This window comes from Streptomyces sodiiphilus (assembly GCF_039529215.1).
GTDB classification, from domain to species: domain Bacteria; phylum Actinomycetota; class Actinomycetes; order Streptomycetales; family Streptomycetaceae; genus Streptomyces; species Streptomyces sodiiphilus.
The window spans coordinates 37,817-61,924 of record NZ_BAAAMJ010000024.1 but is presented as its reverse complement, the minus strand read 5'-3'; the positions used below and the strand labels follow the sequence as shown (position 1 = coordinate 61,924).

Below are 24,108 nucleotides of genomic sequence, written 5' to 3'. Positions count from 1 at the left end.
GAAGTTGGTGATCAACCAGTTCAGGTTCTGCGCCGCCTGACTCATCGGGCTCACACTAACGCTCCTGCTGATAGGTGGGACCGAGGTCCCGGTCCGGGTGACCGGCACCCGAGCCGGCCTGGCGTCCCTGCTGAATCCCCCGGCGCAGGTTGGTCAGCCGGCCCCGGACATCACTGGGGGCACGGGAGACCTGCGGACCGGTCGGAGTGGACTGCTGGGTCTGCGCGGTGCCCGCCACCAGATTGGCGCGCGGCACCCGCTTGGGCAGTCCGGAGGTGGTCACCCCGCCCGCGGCGGGCTGGCGCAGCTGCTCCGCCTGCCGCCACCGCTCGTCGTTCGGGGAGGGCCTCCACTGCGCACCGCTGTCGCGGTTCTGTGCGGCGGGCTGCGCCGACTCGGTCTGCCGCTGCGCCGCGGGAGGCGACGCGGAGGCGGACGGTCCGGGCCGGGCGCCCTCGGGAGCCGTCGGCCGGGGTGGGGGGGACCCCGCGGACTCCCGGGAGGAGACGGCCGGCGGAGCCTCCGCGATCCGGCGCGCACGCCCGAACCAGGTGGACTCCATCTCCTCGAAGATCGGTGTGCGCTCCGGAGCGCGCTGCGGCTCCGCAGGGGCCGGCGGCAGCTCTTCCGGCGCGCGGCGGGGCTGGGGCTGTGCGGGCGCCGGATACTCACCGGTCTGCCCGCCGCCGTACTCGGGACGATCCTGAGCCTGGCCGTAGTCCTGGCCCGCGCCCTGGGGACGGCCCCGGCCGAGGTCCTGGCCGTCGCCGAACACGGACTGTTCCTGGCCGTACCCGGAACGGCTGCCGTAACCGGCGGAGTCTCCCGGGGCGGGCTGCTGGTACCGCTCGGGGGGAGGCGGCATCCGGTCCCCGGGAGCGCTGCCGAAGAGCGAGGGGCCGGCCGGACGCGCGTACTCGCCGGTCGAGGGCTCGTCGTGACCGCGCGGACCATCCGCCATGTCGCGGCCCACGGGTATCTGTCCGGTGTCCTCGTTGGCCCAGCTGGGCCGCTGTCCGCCGGCCGGCGGACGTCCCGCGGCCGGGCCGCCCCGGACACCACCGGGCCCCTGCTCCGGGACGGAAGGCGCACCGCCGAAGGAACCGGGACCACTCCGGCCACCGGGAGTACCCGGGCCGGAGGCACCGCCCGGACGGGACGGCAGGGCGGGACGTTCGGGCGTCCCGGGAACCTGGCCGCGGGCAGGGCCGGAGCCCACCTGCTGCTCGCCCCCGGCCCGCCGGGGAGGAGCGGATTCGCGCTGCAGTGTCGTGGTGGCCTGCGCGCCGTTCCCGGCGGCACCGGAGGCCGGGGCCCCGGTCCTGCCGGGTCCGCCGGGCCCGCCCTGGGCGACCTCGGCGGGCAGCATGACAAGTGCGGTGGTTCCCCCTGTGTCCGAGGGCCGCAGCTGGATCCGGATGCCGTGCCGCAGGGACAGCCGGCCGACCACGAACAGTCCCATCCGACGGGAGACGGAGACGTCCACCGTCGGCGGGTTGGCCAGCCGGTCGTTGATCTCCGCCAGATCCTCGGGGGAGAGACCGATGCCGGTGTCGTGGATCTCCACCAGCACCCGGCCGTCGGGCAGCGCGTGGCCGGTGACCTTGACCTTCGTCTGGGGTGAGGAGAACGAGGTGGCGTTCTCCAGCAGCTCGGCCAGCAGGTGCACGAGGTCGTTGACCACACGGCCGGCGACCTCGGTCTTGGGTACCGCGCTCAGCTCGATGCGCTCGTACTGCTCCACCTCGGAGGCCGCCGCCCGCAGCACGTCGACCAGGGGAACCGGGCGCGTCCAGCGGCGGCCGGGCTCCTCACCCGCGAGCACCAGCAGGTTCTCACCGTTGCGCCGCATGCGGGTCGCCAGGTGGTCCAGCTTGAACAGCGAGGAGAGCTGGTCCGGGTCGGCCTCGCGTGACTCCAGCTCCGAGATGAGGGAGAGCTGACGCTGGATGAGGCCCTGGCTGCGCCGCGACAGGTTGGTGAACATCGCGTTGACGTTGCCCCGCAGCAGCGCCTGCTCGCCCGCCAGCCGGACCGCTTCGCGGTGGACGTCGTCGAACGCCTGGGCCACCTGGCCGATCTCGTCCCGGGTGTGCACACCCACGGACTCCACGGAGGTGTCGACTTCCTGCGGGTCGGCCTCGGACATCTGCTTGACGACCTCGGGCAGCCGCTTGCGGGCGACTTCCTGGGCGGTGTCCTGCAGCCGGCGCAGGGAGCGGACCATCGAGCGGGCCACGACGAACGCGCCGACCAGTGAGACACCCAGGACCAGCACGATCAGCGCGCCGTTGAAGATGGCGTCGCGCTGGGCGTCGTTGCGCAACGCGCGGGCCTGCTCCTCCATCTCGGCGAGCAGCGTCTGCTCGATCCGGTCCATCGCGTCGATCTTGGTGCGGTACTGGTCGTACCAGTCCCGGTAGGTCAGCGGCTGGCTGCCCAGGCTGTCCTCGGAGCTGAAGACCGTGTCCGCGTACTGCGTGGCGGCGGCGATGTTGACGACGCCGCCCTCCAGCGGGTCGAGCAGTTCCTCGGACCGTTCCTTGCTGGCGTAGATCTGGATGAAGCTGTTCAGCCGGGCGCGCTCGGCCTCGTGGTGGGTCCGTCCGAACCGCCAGTCACTGCCGGACAGCCCCGCCTGGTCGTCGTCGAGCTCGTCACGGGCCAGACCCGCGGTGATCACCGCACGCTGGATGGAGGCGTGCTCCTTGGCCGCGGAGAAGGCGGCCAGCGCGCGGGTGGAGCGGATCATCTCGCTGTTGCTGGTGGCCTGGGCCATGTCCTGGGACAGCGAGAGCAGCGCGTCGATCAGCTCGTTGTAGCGGGTGATCGTCTGGGAGACGTACTCGGGGTCCTGGTAGGCCCCGTCGCGGATCTCCTTGATCTGGTTCAGCTGCCGGGTGATGTCCACGACCGTGGCCTGGACGCCCTGCATCACCTCGTCGTCGGCGTCGATGGCCAGCGTGGCCTCGCTGAAGGCCAGCCGCGCGGCATCGGTGCGCTCGCGAGGGGCGGCGACCTCGTCGCTCTTCGGGCTCCGGCCGCTGACCAGCGGGCCGGCCGACCGGTCGCGCTCCTCCTGGAGGGCGGCCGCCAGCAGGGTCGCCTGCTGGGTCATGTCGGTGAGCAACTGCATGTTGTCCAGCTGCTCGATGTTCTCCATCGAGCTCTGGATACGCAGGGCTCCCAGCGCGGTGGCGGCGACCACGGGAAGCGCGATCAGCGACACCAGCCGGGTGCTGATGCGCCAGTTCCGCAGCGCCATGCGCGAGCCGGCATGACTCGGCCTCCGGGGGGCGACGGATTCCGCGTTCTCCGCGGAGCCGTTCCCCGGCTCGGCCCCGTCGGCAGCCGACAGGTCGCCACCCGGGGCGCGCTCGGCAGAGGAGCCGCGGTCTGTCTCACCGCTCAGCTCCGCATCTCCCGCAGCGCTGCCTTCCCTCTTGAAACGTCCCTGCACTGGCGTCGCAACCTCTGGACCAGGCGCCCCGCCGCGTTGAGCGGCGGCACGGTATCGAGCAAGGGCACACAGGCCCCCATTGGCGGTCGTGGGCAACCGACGCATCCCCGGGACAGCTCTCGTCGGGTGCTGGACACGCTCCCGGGACGTCGGCCGTCGTCTCGCGTCGGTTCCGTGGAATTCCAGCACAGTGCCCGATCTCCAACAAGGGCCAGGAATAGTCCTGTGACATCTATGACGCTGCGGAGATGCCCCGTCACGAGCTGTGGAAGAACACGGAAGGAAAAAAGGACAAATCCTCACCACACTCTCCCGGTTCCCCCACACGCACGACTGCCCGAGCTGGCGGCAAAGCTGCCGATGCGCCCGGAATGGCCACCTTGCCCCACCTTGTCGGGTGCTCGATTTGCCGCATTTGCACCGGTGTTCGTGAGGAACCTCACACCCTCATCCGGGCTGGGAGCGCACTTTTCCGGGGAACGCGAGCTCTAGTCTCTGTCCTACGGACCATCGCGGAACGACAACAGCACGACCAAGAGGCGGATCTCTGTGAAGAGCACCATCACCATGCGCTCCCTCGCCAACCCCCGGCGGACCGTACGCGTGCACCTCGCCGAGGACACCGCGCAGCCGCCGACCGCGGTGGCCGCGGCCGGCGCCGAGGAACTGCCGGCCCGGACGGCCAACCCCCAGCGCACCGTTCTGGTGGACGCCCCGGCCGGCTGACACCGGGAGCGGTGGCCCCTCGAAGCGGCTTCCCGTACGGCGGCCCTCGCAGCCGGACAGTGCCCGGGCCCCGCGCCCCAGGAGGACGCGGGGCCCGGGCACTGTCCGCGGCCGCGACAGGCTCAGCCCTGCCAGCTGTGCGGGGCCCGGAACCCGGGAGCGCGCTCCAGCCGCCGCCAGCGTGCGGTGGTGCGGTGCGGGCGCACGCTGTGCACCGCACCGCGCGCGGCGCCCGCCCGGGCCAGCAGCAGGGCGGTGACAGCCGCCAGTTCCTCGTCGCTGGCCCGGCCCTTCTCCACCCGCACCAGATTTCCGCTCGTGGCACCGCTCACTGGGCTCTCCTTCGTCGTCACTGTCTCACCGGTATCGGGGGGAATCACTGCGGAGGGTTGCCGTGCTTGCGGGACGGCAGATCGGCGTGCTTTGTGCGCAGCATGGCCAGCGAACGGATGAGGACCTCGCGGGTCTCGGCCGGGTCGATGACGTCGTCCACCAGTCCGCGCTCCGCCGCGTAGTACGGGTGCATGAGTTCCGACTTGTACTCCTTGACCATCCTGGCCCGCATGGCGTCCGGATCGTCGGCGCCGGCGATCTGCCGGCGGAAGATCACATTGGCGGCGCCCTCCGCGCCCATCACCGCGATCTCGTTCGTCGGCCAGGCGTAGGTGAGGTCCGCGCCGATCGACTGGCTGTCCATCACGATGTACGCGCCGCCGTACGCCTTGCGCAGCACCACCGAGATCCGCGGCACCGTGGCGTTGCAGTAGGCGTACAGCAGCTTCGCTCCGTGCCGGATGATGCCGCCGTGCTCCTGGTCGACGCCCGGCAGGAAGCCCGGGACGTCGAGCAGAGTGAGGATCGGGATGTTGAAGGCGTCACACATCTGGACGAAGCGGGCGCCCTTCTCCGACGCCTCGATGTCCAGCACCCCGGCCATCGACTGCGGCTGGTTGGCGACGATGCCCACCACGTCGCCGTCCATCCGGGTCAGCGCACAGATGAGGTTGGTCGCCCAGCGCTCATGGACCTCAAGGTACTCGCCGTCGTCGACGATTTCCTCGATCACCTTGCGCATGTCGTAGGGACGGTTGCCATCGGCGGGAACGAGGTCGAGCAGCGCCTCCGAGCGCCGGCCGGCCGGGTCCTCCGTGGCGTGCCTGGGCGGGTTCTCCCGGTTGTTCTGCGGGAGCATCGACAGCAGGAAGCGGACCTCCTCCAGGCAGCTCTCCTCGTCGTCGTAGGCGAAGTGCGCCACGCCCGACGTCTGCGCGTGGACGTCCGCGCCTCCGAGCCCGTTCTGGGAGACCTCGGCCCCGGTGACCGCCTGGACCACGTCCGGGCCGGTGATGAACATCTGCGAGGTCTCTCGGACCATGAAGACGAAGTCGGTCAGTGCGGGGCTGTACGCGGCGCCCCCGGCGCACGGACCGAGCATCACCGAGATCTGCGGGATCACCCCCGAGGCCCTGGTGTTCCGCTGGAAGATCCCGCCGTACCCGGCGAGGGCGGAGACCCCCTCCTGGATGCGCGCGCCGGCACCGTCGTTGAGCGACACCAGCGGGGCACCTGCCGAGATGGCCATGTCCATGATCTTGTGGATCTTGGTGGCGTGAGCCTCTCCGAGCGCGCCGCCGAAGATCCGGAAGTCGTGCGCGTAGACGAACACCGTGCGCCCGTGCACCGTGCCCCAGCCCGTCACCACGCCGTCGGTGTAGGGCTTCTTCGCCTCCAGCCCGAACCCGGTCGCCCGGTGCCGCCGCAGCGGCTCCACCTCGGTGAACGAGTCCTCGTCCAGCAGCAGCGCGATCCGCTCCCGGGCCGTCAGCTTCCCCTTGGCGTGCTGTGCCTGCGTCGCACGCTCACCCGGGCCGCGCCGCGCCTCCTCGCGGATGGCGCGCAGCTCGGCGACCCGGCTCCGGGTGTCGGGCACCGGGGAGGACACCGCCGCGGAGGGCTCCTCCACGGACACCCCCGCAGTCGAAGGCACCGCCGGGGAGGAAGTCAGGGACTTATCGGCCATGTACAGACCCTACGAAACGCCACGGCGCCACGCCGTCGTCAGATTCGCACAGTCTCCGCCGCAATTTCATGGCCGCGCTGCACAGAACCCCTGTGCCTGATGCAGAGAGTACAGCGATCTCACACAGTGGACACGCGGGGCGCTGTGGATTTCCTACAGCGCCCCGCGCCTCCCGTCACCCGGCCCCGTGCTCGCCCGCCCGGGCGGCACCGGACCGCGGCATCAGTCGTCCGGCTGCAGCCCGGCCCGCAGCAGTCCGTAGGTGTAGGCGTCGCAGAGGGCCTGCCACGAAGCGGCGATGACGTTGTCCGCCACCCCGACCGTGGACCACTCCGCACTGCCGTCGCTGGTGGTGACGAGGACCCGGGTCGTGGACTGGGACCCCTGTGTGCCCTCCAGAATGCGGACCTTGTAGTCGACGAGCTGAAGCCTGGCCAGCTCCGGGAAAGTGCTCTCCAGGCCGTGGCGCAGCGCCCGGTCCAGGGCGTTCACCGGGCCGTTCCCCTCGCCGGTGGCGATGATCCGCTCGCCCTTGGTCCAGAGCTTCACCGTGGCCTCGTTCTCCAGCGAGCCGTCGGCCGGCTGGGCGGTGATCGTCCGCCACGACTCCGCCCGGAAGAAGCGCCTGGCCCGGCCCTCCACCTCGTCCCGCAGCAGGAGCTCGAAGGAGGCGTCGGCGGCCTCGTAGGTGTATCCCTCCAACTCCCTCTCCTTGATCCGCCGGACGACGCGGCCGACCAGTTCGCGGTCGCCCGCCAGGTCGTAGCCCAGCTCCTTTCCCTTGAGCTCCACCGAGGCGCGGCCGGCCATGTCGGAGACCAGCATCCGCATGGAGTTGCCGACCAGCTCGGGATCGGTGTGCTGGTACAGGTCGGGATCAACCTTGATCGCCGATGCGTGCAGGCCGGCCTTGTGGGCGAACGCCGAGACCCCCACATAGGGCTGGTGGGTGGAGGGCGTGAGATTGACGACCTCGGCGATGGCGTGCGAGATGCGGGTCATCTCGCGCAGCGCGCCGGCGGGCAGTACCCGTCTGTCGTACTTGAGCTCCAGCGCCGCGACCACCGGGAACAGGTTGGCGTTGCCCACACGTTCGCCGTACCCGTTGGCGGTGCACTGCACATGGGTGGCGCCCGCGTCCACCGCCGCAAGGGTGTTGGCCACCGCGCACCCGGTGTCGTCCTGGGCGTGGATGCCCAGGCGCGCGCCGGTGGTGGCCAGCACCTCGGCCACCACGGTCTGCACCCGGGCGGGCAGCATGCCTCCGTTGGTGTCGCAGAGCACCACCACGTCGGCCCCCGCCAGATGCGCCGTGCGGACCACCTCCCGGGCGTACCCGGGGTTGGCGGCGTAGCCGTCGAAGAAGTGCTCGCAGTCGACGAAGACCCGTCGGCCGTGCTCCCGCAGATACTCCACGGTCTCGCGCACCATCGCCAGGTTCTCCTCCAGGCTGGTGCGCAGCGCGAGCTCGACGTGCCGGTCGTGCGCCTTGGCCACCAGGGTGACCACCGGGGCACCGGAGTCCAGCAGCGCCTGCACCTGGGGGTCGGCGGCCGCCTCGGTACCGGCCTTGCGGGTGGCCCCGAACGCGACCAGCTGCGCGTGCCGGAAGCCGATCTCCTGGCGCGCACGCCGGAAGAACTCGGTGTCCCGGGGATTCGCGCCCGGCCAGCCGCCCTCGATGAATCCGACACCGAAGTCGTCCAGGTGGCGTGCGATGGCCAGCTTGTCGGCGACGGTGAGACTGATCCCCTCGCGCTGGGCGCCGTCGCGCAGCGTGGTGTCGAAGACGTGGAAACTGTCGCTCGGTGGGTGCGTGTCGGGGGCGTCCGTCGTCATGGCGGTGAGACTCCTGTCGGGTGGATGCGTCGTTGAGGCTTCGCTCCACTGCCTCGGGAACCCCGGGCGCCGCCGTTCCCCGGCGAGGTGGGCCGGGAAACGAAAAGACCCCTCGCGGATGCGAGAGGTCTGCGCGCGGGTCTGAGGCACGGTGGCCGCTGCCGCTCGGTTGGGCGGTCGTGCGGTCACTGCGGACCGGCGCGCTGGTCACCAATAATCATGGCGATCGAGAGCACGGGGCAATTCTGGCACACCGGCCACTCGCTCCCCGCCCTGTCTCACCATCCGGACCACAGCGGGTGCCCGGGCATCCACGCCGGGTCGCGATCGCCATGCGCGCTCCGGTCCCCGCGCGCCGGGCGGAGACCGGAGGCGCGGGCTCAGGCCAGTCGGTGCAGCCAGCCGTGGCGGTCCTCGGCCCGGCCCGTCTGCACGGCCAGCAGTGCTTCGCGGAGCCGCATGGTGACCTCGCCCGGCTCGCCGTCGCCGACCGTCCACCGGGAACGGGCGGACTTCACGGAGCCGACCGGGGTGATGACCGCCGCCGTGCCGCAGGCGAAGACCTCGGTGATCGTGCCGTCGGCGTTCCCCCGCTCCCAGTCCTCGGTGGAGATGCGCACCTCGGCCGTGCGGTAGCCCAGATCCTCGGCGATCCTGAGCAGCGAGTCGCGGGTGATGCCGGGCAACAGGGTGCCGGTGAGCTCCGGCGTGACAATGCGCGCGCCCGGGCCCGAGCCCTCCACGAAGTAGAGGTTCATGCCGCCCATCTCCTCGATCCAGCGGCGCTCGATGGCGTCCAGCCAGACCACCTGGTCGCAGCCGTGCTCGGCGGCCTCGGCCTGCGCCACCAGCGAGGCGGCGTAGTTGCCGCCCGCCTTGGCCTCCCCGGTGCCGCCGGGGGCGGCCCGCACGTACTCCTCGGAGAGCCAGACGGACACCGGCTTGATACCGCCGGGGAAGTAGGCGCCGGCCGGGGAGGCGATCACCATGAACAGGTACTCGTCGGCCGGCCGGACACCGAGTCCCACCTCGGTGGCGAACATGAAGGGCCGCAGGTAGAGCGACTCCTCCCCCACTCCCGGCACCCACGCCTCGTCCTGCCGGACCAGCAGGGTGATGGCCTCGATGAAGGTCTCCACCGGCAGCTCCGGCATGGCCAGCCGGCGGGCCGAGCGCTGGAAGCGCCGGGCGTTCTCCTCGGGCCGGAAGGTGGCCACCGAGCCGTCCGTCTGGCGGTAGGCCTTGAGCCCTTCGAAGATGGTCTGCGCGTAGTGCAGCGTCATGTTCGCCGGGTCGATCTGCAGGGGCGCGTAGGGTTCCAGCTGGGCGTCGTGCCAGCCTCGGCCCTCGGTCCACTTGATGGTGACCATGTGGTCGGTGAAGCGACGGCCGAAGCCGGGATTGGCGAGCACGGCCTCGCGCTCGGCGGCGGGCAGCGGCCGGGTGGAGGGCTTCAGGTCGAACGTGATGCGAGGCGTCGTCATCGTGAGCGCGTCCTTCACTGGGTGTCATGGCGGACCGCGCCCCGTCGCCCCCGCTGAGGGTGCTAGGACGTCCGAGCATCCGAAGGTGCAACGGCCCCGCATCCGATTATCGCGCGGGGGACCCCGGAGCGTGCACCCGGGTGGCGGCCCTGGGAGAACCTGGGAGGTGATGGTGGCACCCGGCGGCGGACTTTGCCCAGCCGCCGGAACCACGCCCGGCGGCTGGTGTGCGCCGGGTCAGCCCGATACTCGGGCTGCCAGCGCGGCACCGATCGTGTCGGTGCTCCGCTCGGTGCCGTCCCGCTCGGCGAGGTCGGCGGTGACGGCCTGCTCGATACGGCCGGCCTCGGCTTCGTATCCGAGGTGCCGCAGCAGCAGGGCGGTGGACAGCACGGTGGCGGTGGGGTCGGCCTTGCCGGTGCCCGCGATGTCCGGGGCCGAGCCGTGCACCGGCTCGAACATGGAGGGGAAGGCACCCGTGGGGTTGATGTTCCCGGATGCGGCCAGGCCGATACCACCGGTGATGGCGGCCGCCAGGTCCGTGAGGATGTCACCGAAGAGGTTGTCGGTGACGATGACGTCGAACCGCTGGGGCTGGGTCACGAAGAAGATCGTGGCCGCGTCGACGTGCAGGTAGTCCGTGCTGACCTCGGGATACTCCCGGGCGACGCGGTCCACGGTGTTCTTCCACAGGTGGCCGGCGTGGACCAGGACGTTGTTCTTGTGCACCAGCGTGAGCTTCTTCGCGGGCCGGGCGGCGGCCCGGGCGAAGGCGTCGCGCACCACGCGCTCGACGCCGAAAGCCGTGTTGAGACTGACCTCGGTGGCCACCTCGGCGGGCGTGCCGGTCCGCATCGATCCGCCGTTGCCCACGTAGGGCCCCTCGGTGCCCTCCCGCACGACCACGAAGTCGATCTCCGGGTTGCCGGCCAGCGGACCGGTGGTGTTGGGGAACAGTTTGCTGGGCCGCAGATTGACATAGTGGTCGAAGGCGAAACGGAGCTTCAGCAGCAGACCGCGCTCCAGCACACCGGAAGGGACGGACGGGTCACCGATGGCACCCAGCAGGATGGCGTCGTGCCCCTTGAGCCGCTCGAGCTCCGCGTCGGGCAGGGTCTCCCCGGTGGCGTGCCAGCGCCGGGCACCGAGGTCGTACTCGGTGGTCTCCAGCTTCACGCCGGCGGGAAGAGCGGCGGCCAGGACCCTGAGCCCCTGCTCCACCACCTCCGGGCCGATTCCGTCACCGGGGATCACTGCGAGATCGATACTGCGAGCCATGCGAGGACCCTACGCTCCGTCCCATTAGCCGACATGGTACGTCCGCGATGTGGACACCGCTCCGCCGGGCGATGCGGACGGACATCACCCGGCGGCGGGCACGGCACGCCCGGTGATCAGTGACCGGTTGCCCCGCCGTTGTCCCGGCGGTCCAGGGCGCGCTGCAGCGCCTCGGCGGCGTGCTTGCGGGCGGCGGACCCGTTCCGGGTGGTGTGACGGATCCGGCCGGAGGCGGAGACGGGGTGGGGGGAAGGCATGGCGGCCATGAGAGATCAGCTCCTGAGGGGGATCCCTGCGCCGAGCAGGGCAGCGTTCCGGTGGCAGGGCCGACAGAGGGCGGGGGCGGGGTGCGGCGGGGGTCACCCGCGAGGAGCACCGAGCCTCGTCCGCCGATCGCTGGATGGAGCGTGACGTTCGGCTTCTTACAAAGTTAGCCCCGGACAGCCGTGATGTCTCGCCAAATACTCGACCGTCCTACTATGTGGACGCGTGAGCCCGGCCACACGCCGGGGGCACACGCCGGGGAGCCCGGCCCCTCCCTCGGGAGAGACCGGGCTCCGGGTCCGCCGGCAGGCGTTGTCAGCCCATGTGCGGGTAGCGGTAGTCCGTCGGCGGGACCAGCGTCTCCTTGATCGCGCGCGGCGAGGTCCAGCGCAACAGGTTGAACTTCGAGCCGGCCTTGTCGTTGGTGCCCGAGGCCCGGGCACCCCCGAAGGGCTGCTGGCCGACGATCGAGCCGGTGGGCTTGTCGTTGATGTAGAAGTTGCCCGCGGCGAAGCGGAGCTTCTCGCACACCTCGCCGGCGACCGTGCGGTCCCGGGCGATGACACAGCCGGTCAGCGCGTAGGCCGCCGCCGACTCCATCTGTTCCAGCATCGCGTCGAACCGCTCGTCCTCGTAGACGTGCACGGCGATGACCGGCCCGAAGTACTCGGTCTTGAACAGCTCGTGCTCGGGGTCCGTGCAGGCCAGCACGGTCGGCCGGACGAACCAGCCCACCGAGTCGTCGTACGTGCCGCCCGCGACCACCTCGCAGGTGGGGTCCGACTTCGCACGGTCGATGGCGTCCTTGTTCTTGGCGAACGCACGCTCGTCGATCACCGCCGCCATGAAGTGGGACAGGTCGGTGGGGTCGCCCATGCCGAGCCCGTCGACCTCGGCGGCCAGCGCCTCCTTCAGGCCGCCCTCCCACAGGGACCGCGGCAGGTAGGCCCGGGAGGCCGCCGAGCACTTCTGGCCCTGGTACTCGAAGGCGCCCCGGGTGATCGCGGTCTTCACCACGGCCGGGTCCGCGGTGGGGTGGGCCACGATGAAGTCCTTGCCCCCGGTCTCCCCCACCACCCGCGGGTAGGAGCGGTAGTTGGCGATGTTCTCGCCGACCCGCTGCCACAGGTACTGGAAGGTCCGCGTGGAGCCGGTGAAGTGGATACCGGCCAGCTCCGGGTGCGGCAGGGCGACCTCGGAGACCTCGATGCCGTCACCGGTCACCAGGTTGATGACGCCCTTGGGAAGCCCGGCCTCCTCCAGCAGCTCCATCAGCAGCACGGCCGCGTGCGTCTGAGTGGGCGACGGCTTCCACACCACCACGTTGCCCATCAGGGCGGGAGCGGTGGGCAGGTTGCCCGCGATCGCGGTGAAATTGAACGGGGTGATCGCGTAGACGAAGCCCTCCAGCGGGCGGTGGTCCATGCGGTTCCACACACCCTTGGGCTGGATGATCGGCTGCTCGTCGAGGATCTGGCGGGCGAAGTGCACATTGAAGCGCCAGAAGTCGATCAGCTCGCAGGGCGCGTCGATCTCCGCCTGCTGCACCGTCTTGGACTGGCCCAGCATCGTGGAGGCCGCGATCGTCTCCCGCCACGGGCCGGACAGCAGCTCGGCCGCCTTCAGCAGGATCGCCGCGCGGTCGTCGAAGGGCACCTCCCGCCAGGCCGGGGCCGCCGCGAGCGCGGCGTCGATGGCGTCCTGGGCGTCCCGCGCCGTGGCGTTGCCGTAGGTGCCCAGCCGCGCGCGGTGGTTGTGCGGCTGGACGACATCGACGCGCTCGCCTCCGCCCATCCGCTTCACACCCCCGATGGTCATCGGCAGATCGACAGGGTTCTCCGCCAGTTCCCGGAGCTTCCGCTCCAGGCGGGCGCGCTCGGGGCTGCCGGGTGCGTAGGTGTGCACCGGCTCGTTCACCGGCGCGGGGACCTGGGTCACAGCGTCCATGGCCAGGATCTCCTTCGAGAGTTGAGGGCGTCCAGTGTGCGGTTGTCGCGGACGGGACCGTCCGCGGAGGACTAGCGACGGCCGGCCAGCGACCGGAGGAAGAAGGCGAGGTTGGCGGGCCGCTCGGCGAGGCGCCGCATGAAGTAGCCGTACCAGTCGGTGCCGTAGGGCACGTACACCCGCATCCGGTGGCCGGCGGCGGCCAGCCGCCGCTGCTCGGCCTCGCGGATGCCGTACAGCATCTGGAATTCGTAGCTGCCGGGCTTGCGCCCGGTCTGCCGGGCGAGCTCCTCGGTGATGGCCACCAGCCGCGGATCGTGCGAGCCGATCATCGGGTAGCCCTGCCCGGCCATCAGGATCTTCAGACAGCGGACGAACGCCAAGTCGACGTCACGCTTGTCCTGGAAGGCGACCGAAGCCGGTTCCCGGTACGCCCCCTTCACCAAGCGTACCCGCGAGCCCTCCCCGGCGAGGGAACGGCAGTCGTCCTCGGTCCGGTAGAGGTAGGACTGAAGCACCGCCCCGGTCGCGGGGAACCGTGCGCGCAGTTCTCCGAGGATCGCCAGGGTGGAGTCGACCGTGGTGTGGTCCTCCATGTCCAGGGTGACCGTGGTCCCCGCTTGCGCGGCTGCTTCCACCACCGGAAGCGCGTTGCGCAGAGCGATGTCCTCGCCCCCGGGCAGCGCCTGCCCGAAGGCCGACAGCTTCACCGACATCTCCACCCGGTCCCCCAGCGCCTCCTGGCGCAGCACCTCGGCCAGCGCCAGATAGGCATCCCGGGCACGCAGCGCCTCGGTGCGGTCGGTGACGTCCTCGCCCAGATGGTCGAGGGTCACCAGCAGACCCCGGTCGGTGAGCGACCGGACGGCGGCCAGCGACTCGTCCAGTCGCTCACCGGCCACGAAACGGTCCACCACCGGGCGCGTCAGCGGCATCCCCGCCACCAGGCGGCGGATGTGCTCGCTGCGCGCGGCGGCGAGAAGCACGGGACCCAGCACGGGCACCTCCACAGACGGTCTTCGGCCAAGGGGACACCCGAGAATCTAAGGATCACGTGCCCCGGGCACCATCGACACCTGTCACGCTTCCGTGTCCCCGATCTCAGACAGATGTATGACAATGACCGGGAGGCCGGAGGCACGGACATGCGTGAGAACTACCAGGAGCTCATCGACGAGGTGTCCGCACTGCTCGGCACCCCGGCGACGCTGGAGGGCAGGGACTTCGGCCTGATCGCCTTCGGCGCCCACCGCAACGAGGACGAGCGGATGGTCATGGACCCGGTGCGGACCCGCTCGATCCTGCAGCGCGGCTCCCCCGCCGCCGTGCGGGAGTGGTTCGAGAGCTTCGGCATCACCCGCGCCCGCGGCCCGGTCCGTATCCCGCCCGAACCCGCCGCCGGAGTGGTGATGGGCCGCATCTGCCTGCCGGCCCGGCACGGCGGAGTGGTCTACGGATACATCTGGCTGCTCGACGACGGCGCGGTGGATCTGCACGACCCCCGGCTGGCGGCGGCGATGGGCACCGCGGACCGCGTCGGCGCGCTGCTCGCCGGCGAGACCCGGTCCGCCGCACGGGCCGGTGAACTGCTCGGTGCCGTGCTGCGCGCCGCCCCCGTGCGCCGTGCGGCGGCCGTGGAGGAGCTGGCCGACGCGCTGGGGCCGGCCGGCGCCGGCCCGGTGGTGATGATGGCGGTGAGTCCGTGGTCCCCCGCGGGCCCGGGGGACGCCGCCGACCGCCCCGGCCCGCCGGCCGTCGCCGCGTCCTGCCCGCAGTCGCCCGGCCTGGCCGCACTGGTCAGACTGCGTTCACCCGAGGTGCTGGACCCGGCCCGGGCCGCGGCCGGGGATCTGCTGCGCTCCTCCCGGGCCACAGCCGGGCTCAGCGCCCCGCGGCCGGATCTGGAGGACCTTCCCGGTGCCTGGCAGGAGGCGGTGGGGGCGGCCCGCGCGGCCGCGGCGGAGCACTCGCTCGGCCCGGTCGCCCGGTGGGAGGAGCTGGGGCCGTACCGGCTGCTGACCGGGCTCCCGGCCGGGCCGGCGGATCCCGCCGTACGGCCTCTGCTGCGGCCGGCCCACCGGGAGCTGGCGCGTACCGCGGAGAGCTTCCTGGACCACGCGGGGCAGGCCGGCCGCACCGCCACCGCCCTGGGTATCCACCGGCAGACCCTCTACTACAGGCTGTCCCGGGTGGAGCAGCTCACCGGTCTGGATCTGGCCTCCGGCACCGATCGTCTGCTCCTGCACATGGCCCTGAAGACCGCGCGGCTGTGAGCCCGGCGGCGGGCCATGGGACAAGCTTCCGGGTGAGCTGGACGGCTGCGACGGCCCGGCCGGGCAGTTCTCCCCCGACAAGGCCCACGAGCCGGCCGACGGCTGACACACGCGCACAGCCCGCTGACCGTGCACGGGAACCGGAGTCCGGCCGGGGGGGGACCTCCCGGCCGGACTCCGGCACGCTCACCCCTCCAGGTTGACCCCGCGGGCCGAGGTGGCCCCGATCTCCTCGGCGATCTCGTTGAGCACGGCCGGCGGGATGGTGTCGTCCACCGTCAGCGCGACCAGGGCCTCGCCGCCCTCATGAGAACGGGCCACCTGCATGCCCGCGATGTTGATACCGGCCTCGCCCAGGATCCGGCCGAGCGCGCCCACGATGCCCGGACGGTCGGTGTAGCGCAGGAAGGCCATGTGGTCGGCGAGCGACAGGTCGACGGTGTGCTCGTCGATACCGACGATCTTCTGCTGGTGCTTGGGACCGGCCAGGGTTCCGGAGACCGCGATCTCGCGGCCACCGGTCAGCGTGCCGCGCACCGTGATCAGATTGCGGTGGTCGGGCGACTCGGAGCTCGTGGTCAGGCGGACCTCGACCCCGCGCTCCTGGGCGAACAGCGGGGCGTTGACGTAGGAGACGGTCGTCTCCGCGACGACGTCCTCGAACACGCCCTTGAGTGCCGACAGCTCGAGCACCTTCACGTCGTGCTGGGTGATCTCGCCGTAGACCTCGACGTCGAGCCGCTGGGCGACCTCCCCGGCCAGCGCCGTGAAGATCCGGCCGAGCTTCTCGGCCAGCGGCAGACCGGGCCGCACGTCCTCGGCGATGACGCCGCCCTGGACGTTGACGGCGTCCGGTACGAGCTCCCCGGCCAGCGCCAGGCGGACCGAGCGGGCCACCGACACCCCGGCCTTCTCCTGCGCCTCACCGGTGGAGGCTCCCAGGTGCGGGGTGCACACCACCGAGTCGAACTCGAAGAGCGGGGAGTCGGTGCACGGCTCGGTGGCGTAGACGTCAAGACCGGCCCCGGCGACCCGTCCCTCCTTGAGGGCACTGGCCAGCGCCGCCTCGTCCACGATGCCGCCGCGCGCCGCGTTGACGATGCGCACCGAGGGCTTGACCTTGCGCAGCGCATCGTCGCCGATCAGACCCAGCGTCTCCGGGGTCTTGGGCAGGTGCACCGTGATGAAGTCGGCGTTCTCCAGCAGCTCGTCGAGGGAGAGCAGCTTGACACCCATCTGAGCGGCCCGGGCCGGCTGCACGTAGGGGTCGTAGGCGATGACCTTCATCCCGAAGGCGGCCATGCGCTGGGCTACCAGCACACCGATACGGCCCAGGCCCACGACGCCGAGGGTCTTCTCGGCCAGCTCGACACCGGTGTACTTGCTGCGCTTCCACTCGCCGTTCTTCAGGGCGGTGCTGGCCTGCGGAATGTTGCGGGCGGTGGCCAGCAGCAGACCACAGGCGAGCTCGGCGGCGGTCACGATGTTGGAGGTGGGGGCGTTCACCACCATCACGCCGGCCTTGGTCGCCGCCGCGACGTCCACGTTGTCCAGGCCGACGCCCGCGCGCGCCACGACCCGAAGCCGCCCCGCGGCTGCGATGGCCTCGGCGTCGACCTTGGTCGCGCTGCGGATCAGGATGGCGTCGGCATCGGCGATGGCGCCGAGGAGCTCCGCGCGGTTCGCGCCGTCGCAGTGCCGGATCTCGAAATCCGGCCCGAGAGCGTCGACGGTGGCGGGGGAAAGCTCTTCAGCGATGAGTACTACCGGCTTGCTCACTTGGTCTCAGTCCTCACTAGTCCTCAGCGGATGGCCGCGTCCCGACGGCCGAAGGCGGTGGAGGGTAGGCAGCCGCGTGGAGACGCACGACACTGTGAGCCTGACGCGCTTGCGGTGCAGTCTATCGGCGTGCGGCGGCCCCGGCGCACAGGCGCCGGGACCACCGCTCGAACGAGTCAACGGCTGCGGGGAGTGTGTCCCACCGCGACCCGGAAGGAGGCTCAGGCCTCCTCGTCCACCCAGCTCATCAGCTTGCGGAGCTCCTTGCCCGTGGTCTCCAGGAGGTGGTCCGCGTCGGACTTCTTGTACTCGTTGTACTTCGGCAGTCCGGCGTTGTACTCGGCCATCCAGTTCTTCGCGAAGCTGCCGTCCTGGATCTCCGCGAGGACCTTCTTCATCTCGGCCTTGGTGCCGTCGTTGATGATGCGCGGGCCGGTGACGTAGTCGCCCCACTCGGCCGTCTCGGAGATGGACCAGCGCATCTTCTCCAGGCCGCCCTCGTACATCAGGTCGACAATGAGCTTGAGCTCGTGGAGGCACTCGAAGTACGCGATCTCCGGCTGGTAGCCCGCCTCGACCAGCGTCTCGAAGCCGGCCTTCACCAGCGCCGAGGCACCGCCGCACAGCACCGCCTGCTCACCGAAGAGGTCGGTCTCGGTCTCCTCGGTGAAGGTGGTCTTGATGACGCCCGCCCGGGTGCCGCCGATCGCCTTGGCGTAGGACAGGGCCAGCGCGAAACCGCTGCCGGTCGCGTCCTGCTCGACGGCCACGATGCACGGAACCCCGCGGCCCTCCTCGTACTGGCGGCGCACCAGGTGGCCGGGCCCCTTGGGGGCGACCATGCAGACGTCCACACCGGCCGGCGGCTTGATGAAACCGAAGCGGATGTTGAAGCCGTGGCCGAAGAACAGCGCGTCGCCGTCCTTGAGGTTGTCCCGCACGGACTCCTCGTAGACCTTCGCCTGGACCGGGTCCGGCACCAGGATCATGATCACGTCGGCCTCGGCGGCGGCCTCGGCGGGCGTGGTGACCCGCAGGCCCTGCTCCTCGGCCCTCGCCCGGGAGGCGGAGCCCTCGTGCAGGCCGACCCGGACGTCGACGCCCGAGTCGCGCAGCGACAGCGCGTGGGCATGACCCTGGCTGCCGTAGCCGAGAACCGCGACCTTGCGGCCCTGGATGATGGACAGGTCGGCGTCGTCGTCGTAGAACAGCTCGGCCACTTGGGTTTTCTCCTTGTTCGTGACTGCGGGGCGGTGGTGTCTGCCAAGGCGGCCCGCCGCGTGCGGACCACCGTATGCCCGATGTGCGGGGGGTGAGCGGCGGTCTCGCTATGCGGTCCGCTCCAGGGCCCGCAGCGAGCGGTCGGTGATGGAGCGGGCGCCGCGGCCGATGGCGATGGTGCCGGACTGGACCAGCTCCTTGATGCCGAAGGGCTCGAGCATCCGCAGCATCGCCTCCAGCTTGTCGCTGCTGCCGGTGGCCTCGATGGTGACCGCCTCGGGCGAGACGTCCACCGTTTTGGCGCGGAAGAGCTGAACGATCTCCACGATCTTGGAGCGGGTGTCGTTGTCGGCCCGGACCTTCACCAGGACCAGCTCGCGCTGGACCGCCGCGGACGGTTCCAGCTCGACGATCTTCAGCACGTTGACGAGCTTGTTGAGCTGCTTGGTCACCTGCTCCAGGGGCAGGCCCTCGACGTTCACCACGATGGTGATCCGCGAGACCTCGGGGTGCTCGGTGGTGCCCACCGCGAGGGAGTCGATGTTGAAGCCCCGGCGGGAGAACAGCGCGGTGATCCGGGCCAGGACACCGGGCTTGTTCTCGACCAGGACGGAGAGCGTGTGCTTGGACATGGGGGTCAGCTTCCTCGGCTTGAGTGGTTCCGTGGCGTCCTGGTCGTCAGTCGTCGCCGTCGCCGAAGTCGGGGCGGACGCCGCGGGCGGCCATGACCTCGTCGTTGGAGGTGCCGGCCGCGACCATCGGCCAGACCATGGCGTCCTCGTGGACGATGAAGTCCACGACCACCGGGCGGTCGTTGATCGCATTGGCCCGGGCGATGACCTCGTCGAGCTGTCCGGGGTGCTCGCACCGCAGGCCGACACAGCCCATGGCCTCCGCCAGCCTGACGAAATCGGGCACCCGGGTTCCGGTGTTGCACGCCTGGCCGTCCGCGTCCGGGCCGTCGCGCAGCACGGTGTTGGAGTACCGCTGGTTGTAGAACAGGGTCTGCCACTGGCGCACCATGCCCAGAGCGCCGTTGTTGATGATGGCGACCTTGACCGGCAGGTTGTTCAGAGCCGCGGTGACCAGCTCCTGATTGGTCATCTGGAAGCAGCCGTCGCCGTCGATGGCCCAGACGGTCGCGTCGGGACGGCCGGCCTTGGCCCCCACCGCGGCCGGGACGGCGTACCCCATCGTCCCCAGACCGCCGGAGTTGAGCCAGGTGCCGGGGCGCTCGAAGGTGAGGTAGTGGGCGGCCCACATCTGGTGCTGGCCCACACCGGCGGTGTAGACGGTGTTCTCCGGGGCGAGCTGCCCGATGCGCTCGATGACCTGCTGCGGGGACAGACTGCCGTCCTGCGGCAGGTCGTATCCCAGCGGATAGGTCTTCCGCCAGCGCTCCAGCAGCTGCCACCAGGCCGAGTAGTCACCACTGCGGCCATCGGCCCGCTCCGCCCGCAGGACCGCGGCCAGGTCGGTCATGACCTCCTTGACGTCGCCGACGATCGGGACGTCCGCGACACGGTTCTTGCCGATCTCGGCGGGGTCGATGTCGGCGTGCACGACCTTCGCGTGCGGGGCGAAGGACTCCAGCTTGCCGGTGACCCGGTCGTCGAAGCGGGCCCCGAGCGCGACGATCAGATCGGCCTTCTGCAGAGCCGTCACCGCCGCGACGGTGCCGTGCATGCCGGGCATGCCCAGATGCTGCGGATGACTGTCGGGGAAGGCCCCCAGCCCCATCAGCGTGGTGGTCACCGGTGCGCCGGTCAGCTCCGCCAGAGCGAGCAGCTCCGCCGCGCCGCCCGCCTTGAGCACGCCGCCGCCGGCATAGAGCACCGGCCGGCTCGACTCGTCCAGCAGCCGGGCGGCCTCGCGGATCTGCTTGGCGTGCGGCCGGCTGACCGGCCGGTAACCGGGCAGGTCGTGGGAGGGCGGCCAGGAGAAGGTGGTCTGCGCCTGGAGGGCGTCCTTGGCGATGTCGACCAGCACCGGGCCCGGGCGCCCGGTGGCGGCGATGTGGAACGCCTCCGCGATCGTCCGGGGGATGTCCGCGGGGTCGGTCACCAGGAAGTTGTGCTTGGTGACCGGCATGGTGATGCCGCAGATATCGGCTTCCTGGAAGGCGTCGGTGCCGATGGCCTTGCTGGAGACCTGGCCGGTGATGGCGACCAGCGGGACGGAGTCCATGTGGGCGTCGGCGATGGGGGTGACGAGGTTGGTGGCGCCGGGACCGGACGTGGCCATGCACACCCCGACCTTCCCGGTGGCCTGCGCGTACCCGGTGGCCGCGTGCCCGGCGCCCTGCTCGTGGCGGACCAGGATGTGACGCACCGCGGTGGAGTCCATCATCGGGTCGTAGGCGGGCAGGATCGCGCCGCCGGGGATGCCGAACACGGTGTCGGCGCCGACCGCCTCGAGGGAGCGGATGAGGGACTGGGCACCGGTGAGGTGCTCGACGGGGGCGGGCTGTGCGCCGCCTCGTGGTGCCCGGGGCTGGGGTTTGGGTGCCCCGGTGGCCTGCTCGGTCATCGGCGTTTCTCTTCTCGAGGAGTGAGGGTGGTGACGCTGGTGCGGGTGGGGAAGGACGCTGAGCGGTACGGATGCAACAAAAAACCCCTCGTGCCGCGAGGCAGGCGAGGGGGAGGCGCGTCGCTGGGGCCGCGGGTTCCGCGGTTCAGCCGACGCGCCGTCCGAGTACGAGAATTCGGGTGCGCATGGCTCAGCACCTTCCTCTTCCCTCCCTCCGGATGTCAAGCTCATGGGACGTGAGTCTCATTATGCGGGCGCCGTGGGCTCCTCCCTGGGTGCGGCGGGAGACGCGCCGCCGTCCCCTCCCACCTGCTGGCGCCTCAGCGGCAGATGGGTGCTCGGGGCCCACACCCGCGGCTCCGCGGCCGGCTGCCCGCCGAAGGCGTGACGCGTCAGCAGCGCGGAACGGCCGCCGCTCAGGGCGCTGGAGTCCGCGGCGGGAACGGGGCACCGGCCCCGGTCGAGGACGGCCGAGAGCCGCCGCGAGTCCAGCGGCTCGCACAGGGCCAGCCCCTGGCCGCGCGCACAGCCCATCGCCCGCAGTATCGACGCCTGCTCCGGCCGGTCCACCCCGTCCGCCCAGGAGACGACCCCCAGCTCGGCCGCCAGCCGTACCAGTCCGGCGGTGATCCGGCCGATCCGGGGCGATTCCAGGAGCCCGTCCACCAGGCGGCGGTCCAGGCGGACCAGGTCCACCGGAAGCCGGTCGAGCTCGGCCACTCCGGTGCCGTTGCCGCCGAATCCGTCGAGAGCGATGACCACCCCCAGTCTGCCCAGCTCGGCCACCCCCCGCCGCACCTCCTCGGAGGCGAGGCAGACGGCGGCGTCCGGCAGCTCGATCACCAGGGCCTGGGGCGGCAGTCCGTGCCGGGCCAGCAGGTCCTCGACACAGGCCGCGCTGAGGGAGTACTCGGCCGGCCGGGCGGCGGGGACCCGGACCGCCACCGGCACCGGCTGCCCCGCCCGGTGCCGTCGCCCCGCCTGCGCCACGGCTTCCGCCAGCAGACCGTGCCCGAAGGGCCGTCGGCCCTGGACGGACACGGCGGCGATGGTGCCGTCGGCCAGCTCCACGACCGGCTGGTGGAGCAGCGGCCCCGGCCCCCCGGCGCGTCCGGCACCGGCGGGCGCGCCGTCCCCCGGGGAGGTCGGCTGCGGCAGCCGGCCCGATGCCGTCCGGGGCGGCCGGCCGGGCAGCAGGCCGATCTCGATCCGCGCCTTGCCGGCCTGCTTGGCGCGGTACATCGCCTGGTCGGCACTGCGCAGCAGCTCGGCCGGGGTGACGCCGGGCCCGGAGAAGGCGATCCCGATGCTGGCGTCGACCCGCACCTGGGCGCCGTCCACCATGACCGGCCTGCCGAGTTCGGCGCGGACACGTTCGGCGATCTCCAGGGCCTGCTTCTCCCGGCCCCGGTAGCCGTCCGCGGCATCCGCGACGATCAGGGCGGCGAACTCGTCTCCCCCGAGCCTGGCGGTGGTGTCCCCGGCCCGGACCGCGTCCCGCAGTCGCTGGGCCACCTGCACCAGCAGCTCGTCGCCGGCCTGGTGCCCGACCGTGTCGTTGACCTCCTTGAAGCCGTCGAGGTCGATGTAGAAGACGGCCACGCCGCCGTCCGCCGCGCGCCGGCCGCGCAGGGCCAGCCGGACCCGCTCGGTGAACAGCGCGCGGTTGGGCAGGTCGGTGAGGGTGTCGTGGGAGGCGTTGTGCTGCAGCTGGGCCTGCAGCCGGACCCGCTCGGTGACGTCCCGGCTGTTCAGGATGAGCCCGTCGCGGTGGCGGTTCACCGAGAACTCGATGTTCAGCCAGTGACCCGCGCCGTGCCGCACCCGGCACTCGATGCGGGTCTCGGAGCTCCGCACCGGGGAAGCGGCCAGGAAGCGCCGCAGTTCGTCCAGGACGGCTCCCAGGTCCTCCGGGTGGATCAGGGAGGAGAGCCTGGCCCCGATCAGGGCATCGGCCGGCCGGCCGTAGACACCGGCGGCGGCCGGACTGACGTACCGGAGCACCTCGTCCGGCGCGGCGATCATGATCACGTCGCTGGAGCCCTGGACCAGCGAACGGAAGTGGTTCTCCTGCTCGGCCAGCTCCCGGGTGAGGGCGATGTTGTCCCGCAGCATGACACCCTGGCGCAGCAGCAGGGCCAGGACGACGGTGCAGGCGAGCAGGACGACCACCGGGTCGGGCTGCTGCCCTCCGACCGTGGTGATGAGGATGCTGAGGGTGCACACGCCCGCGGCGAGATAGGGGGTCAGTGCCGCCAGCGAACCGCCCAGCGGCGCGCGGCCGAGGCGGCCGATGTGTCCCTCGATACCGGCGGTGGGCACCCGGGCATGGCGTGGCTCCCTCCTGCCCGGCCGGCCGGGAACCCAGGGGGCGCAGGCGAGCAGCACCGAGCCGGCGAACCAGCCCGCGTCCAGCAGCTGCCCGGAGCTGTACTGCTCGCGCAGCATCGGGGAGGTGAACAGCGCGTCGCACAGGACGGTCAGCGCCAGCGCCCCGACCGCGGTGTTGATCGCCGAGCGCTGGGCGGAGCTGCGGCGGTAGTGCAGTACGAGCACCATGCTGACCAGCACGATGTCCAGCAGCGGGTAGGCCAGGGCGAGCGCCGCCCGGATCACCGTCTCGCCCTGCCACTGCGCGGTGTGGGTCAGCGCGACACTCCAGGAGAGAGTCATCAGGGATCCGGCGATCAGCCAGGCGTCAAGGCCCAGGCAGGCCCATCCGGCCCGGCCGGCCGGCCGTTTGGCGATCATGAGAAGGCCGAGGATGGCCAGCGGCGCGAACAGCAGGAAGCAGAAGTCGGCGACGGAGGTGCGCGGGACCGGCTGCCCCAGCACCACCTCGTACCAGCCCCACACCGCGTTTCCGAGACCGATCATCAGCGAGGAGAGACCGAACATCGTCCAGGCGGGGCGGAATTCCCCGGCCCGGGTGCGGGCGTACCACAGGCAGGAGCCGGCCGCCGTGAGCGCGGCGGCGCTCAGACCGAAGTCACCCATGATCAAGGCCAGTTGCGGAGACCCCCAGCCGAGCGCGGCACCCACGGCGTATCCGGCGCACAGCAGGGCCAGCCCGAGTTGCACGGGAGTGCCGGTGAGTGAGGAGCAGTCCGTCCGCGATCGCTGCATGTGCCAGTGCCCCCTGCTTCCGTTCCGGGCTCGCCCGCGACGGACGATACACCAGGAAAGTCACTCAGCGACATAAACTTTCTACACAGAGTGACACACGATCGGCTGACGGAACGTACGGGAGCTGACGATAGTGTGACAACTCAGGCGGCCTGCCGCGGA

The 24,108-nt window shown here is 71.3% G+C and carries 16 protein-coding genes; 2 read left to right on the top strand and 14 right to left on the bottom strand.

All coding sequences use genetic code 11. The features are described from left to right. Nucleotides 1-55: 55 nt before the first annotated feature. Nucleotides 56-3,460, bottom strand: coding sequence for a sensor histidine kinase (locus ABD299_RS12070; RefSeq protein ID WP_344261400.1), 3,405 nt, complete (start codon nt 3,458-3,460; stop codon nt 56-58). 549 nt (nt 3,461-4,009) lie between these two features. Between ABD299_RS12070 and ABD299_RS12065 the strand changes: the two genes are divergently transcribed. Continuing rightward, a complete protein-coding gene (locus tag ABD299_RS12065; protein ID WP_344261398.1) occupies nt 4,010-4,186 on the top strand; it encodes a hypothetical protein in 177 nt (58 codons plus the stop codon). Nucleotides 4,187-4,308: 122 nt separating this feature from the next. Here the strand turns inward: ABD299_RS12065 and ABD299_RS12060 are convergent, their stop codons facing one another. The 8 genes from ABD299_RS12060 to ABD299_RS12025 all read right to left on the bottom strand — a co-directional run bounded on the left by ABD299_RS12060 (nt 4,309) and on the right by ABD299_RS12025 (nt 14,016). Next, nucleotides 4,309-4,518 (bottom strand): acyl-CoA carboxylase epsilon subunit, encoded by a 210-nt coding sequence (locus ABD299_RS12060; RefSeq protein ID WP_344261396.1) that lies wholly within the window; start codon nt 4,516-4,518, stop codon nt 4,309-4,311. Between the two features lie 44 nt (nt 4,519-4,562). After that, nucleotides 4,563-6,206 carry an acyl-CoA carboxylase subunit beta gene (locus ABD299_RS12055; protein ID WP_344261394.1) on the bottom strand — a complete coding sequence of 548 codons (1,644 nt, stop codon included), beginning with the start codon at nt 6,204-6,206 and terminating at the stop codon, nt 4,563-4,565. A gap of 222 nt (nt 6,207-6,428) precedes the next feature. Beyond that, nucleotides 6,429-8,045 carry a citramalate synthase gene (gene cimA, locus ABD299_RS12050; protein ID WP_344261392.1) on the bottom strand — a complete coding sequence of 539 codons (1,617 nt, stop codon included), beginning with the start codon at nt 8,043-8,045 and terminating at the stop codon, nt 6,429-6,431. Nucleotides 8,046-8,425: 380 nt separating this feature from the next. Next, complete coding sequence (locus ABD299_RS12045) at nt 8,426-9,529, bottom strand: branched-chain amino acid aminotransferase (protein WP_344261390.1); 1,104 nt, start codon at nt 9,527-9,529, stop codon at nt 8,426-8,428. A gap of 237 nt (nt 9,530-9,766) precedes the next feature. Beyond that, the gene (locus ABD299_RS12040; protein WP_344261388.1) at nt 9,767-10,807 is read right to left on the bottom strand and encodes a 3-isopropylmalate dehydrogenase; all 1,041 of its coding nucleotides are present in this window, start codon (nt 10,805-10,807) and stop codon (nt 9,767-9,769) included. A gap of 116 nt (nt 10,808-10,923) precedes the next feature. Next, nucleotides 10,924-11,073 carry a hypothetical protein gene (locus ABD299_RS12035; RefSeq protein WP_344261402.1) on the bottom strand — a complete coding sequence of 50 codons (150 nt, stop codon included), beginning with the start codon at nt 11,071-11,073 and terminating at the stop codon, nt 10,924-10,926. 313 nt (nt 11,074-11,386) lie between these two features. After that, the gene (pruA, locus tag ABD299_RS12030) at nt 11,387-13,018 is read right to left on the bottom strand and encodes an L-glutamate gamma-semialdehyde dehydrogenase (protein WP_344261386.1); all 1,632 of its coding nucleotides are present in this window, start codon (nt 13,016-13,018) and stop codon (nt 11,387-11,389) included. Nucleotides 13,019-13,089: 71 nt separating this feature from the next. Further along, entirely contained in the window at nt 13,090-14,016 is a 927-nt protein-coding gene (locus ABD299_RS12025) for a proline dehydrogenase family protein (RefSeq protein WP_344261384.1), read from the bottom strand. Between the two features lie 147 nt (nt 14,017-14,163). Between ABD299_RS12025 and ABD299_RS12020 the strand changes: the two genes are divergently transcribed. Next, nucleotides 14,164-15,291, top strand: coding sequence for a PucR family transcriptional regulator (locus ABD299_RS12020; protein ID WP_344261382.1), 1,128 nt, complete (start codon nt 14,164-14,166; stop codon nt 15,289-15,291). Between the two features lie 186 nt (nt 15,292-15,477). On the opposite strand, the gene serA is transcribed toward ABD299_RS12020, so the two are convergent. The 5 genes from serA to ABD299_RS11995 form a co-directional block, all read right to left on the bottom strand. Further along, on the bottom strand, nt 15,478-17,070 hold the full coding sequence (serA, locus tag ABD299_RS12015; RefSeq protein WP_344261380.1) for a phosphoglycerate dehydrogenase: 1,593 nt from the start codon (nt 17,068-17,070) through the stop codon (nt 15,478-15,480). Nucleotides 17,071-17,291: 221 nt separating this feature from the next. Beyond that, nucleotides 17,292-18,290: a ketol-acid reductoisomerase gene (gene ilvC, locus ABD299_RS12010; protein ID WP_344261378.1), complete on the bottom strand. Its 999-nt coding sequence runs from the start codon at nt 18,288-18,290 to the stop codon at nt 17,292-17,294. Between the two features lie 108 nt (nt 18,291-18,398). Then, entirely contained in the window at nt 18,399-18,923 is a 525-nt protein-coding gene (gene ilvN, locus ABD299_RS12005) for an acetolactate synthase small subunit (RefSeq protein ID WP_344261376.1), read from the bottom strand. Between the two features lie 46 nt (nt 18,924-18,969). Continuing rightward, nucleotides 18,970-20,820: an acetolactate synthase large subunit gene (locus ABD299_RS12000; protein WP_344261374.1), complete on the bottom strand. Its 1,851-nt coding sequence runs from the start codon at nt 20,818-20,820 to the stop codon at nt 18,970-18,972. Nucleotides 20,821-21,066: 246 nt separating this feature from the next. Then, complete coding sequence (locus ABD299_RS11995) at nt 21,067-23,946, bottom strand: putative bifunctional diguanylate cyclase/phosphodiesterase (protein ID WP_344261372.1); 2,880 nt, start codon at nt 23,944-23,946, stop codon at nt 21,067-21,069. Nucleotides 23,947-24,108 lie beyond the last annotated feature (162 nt).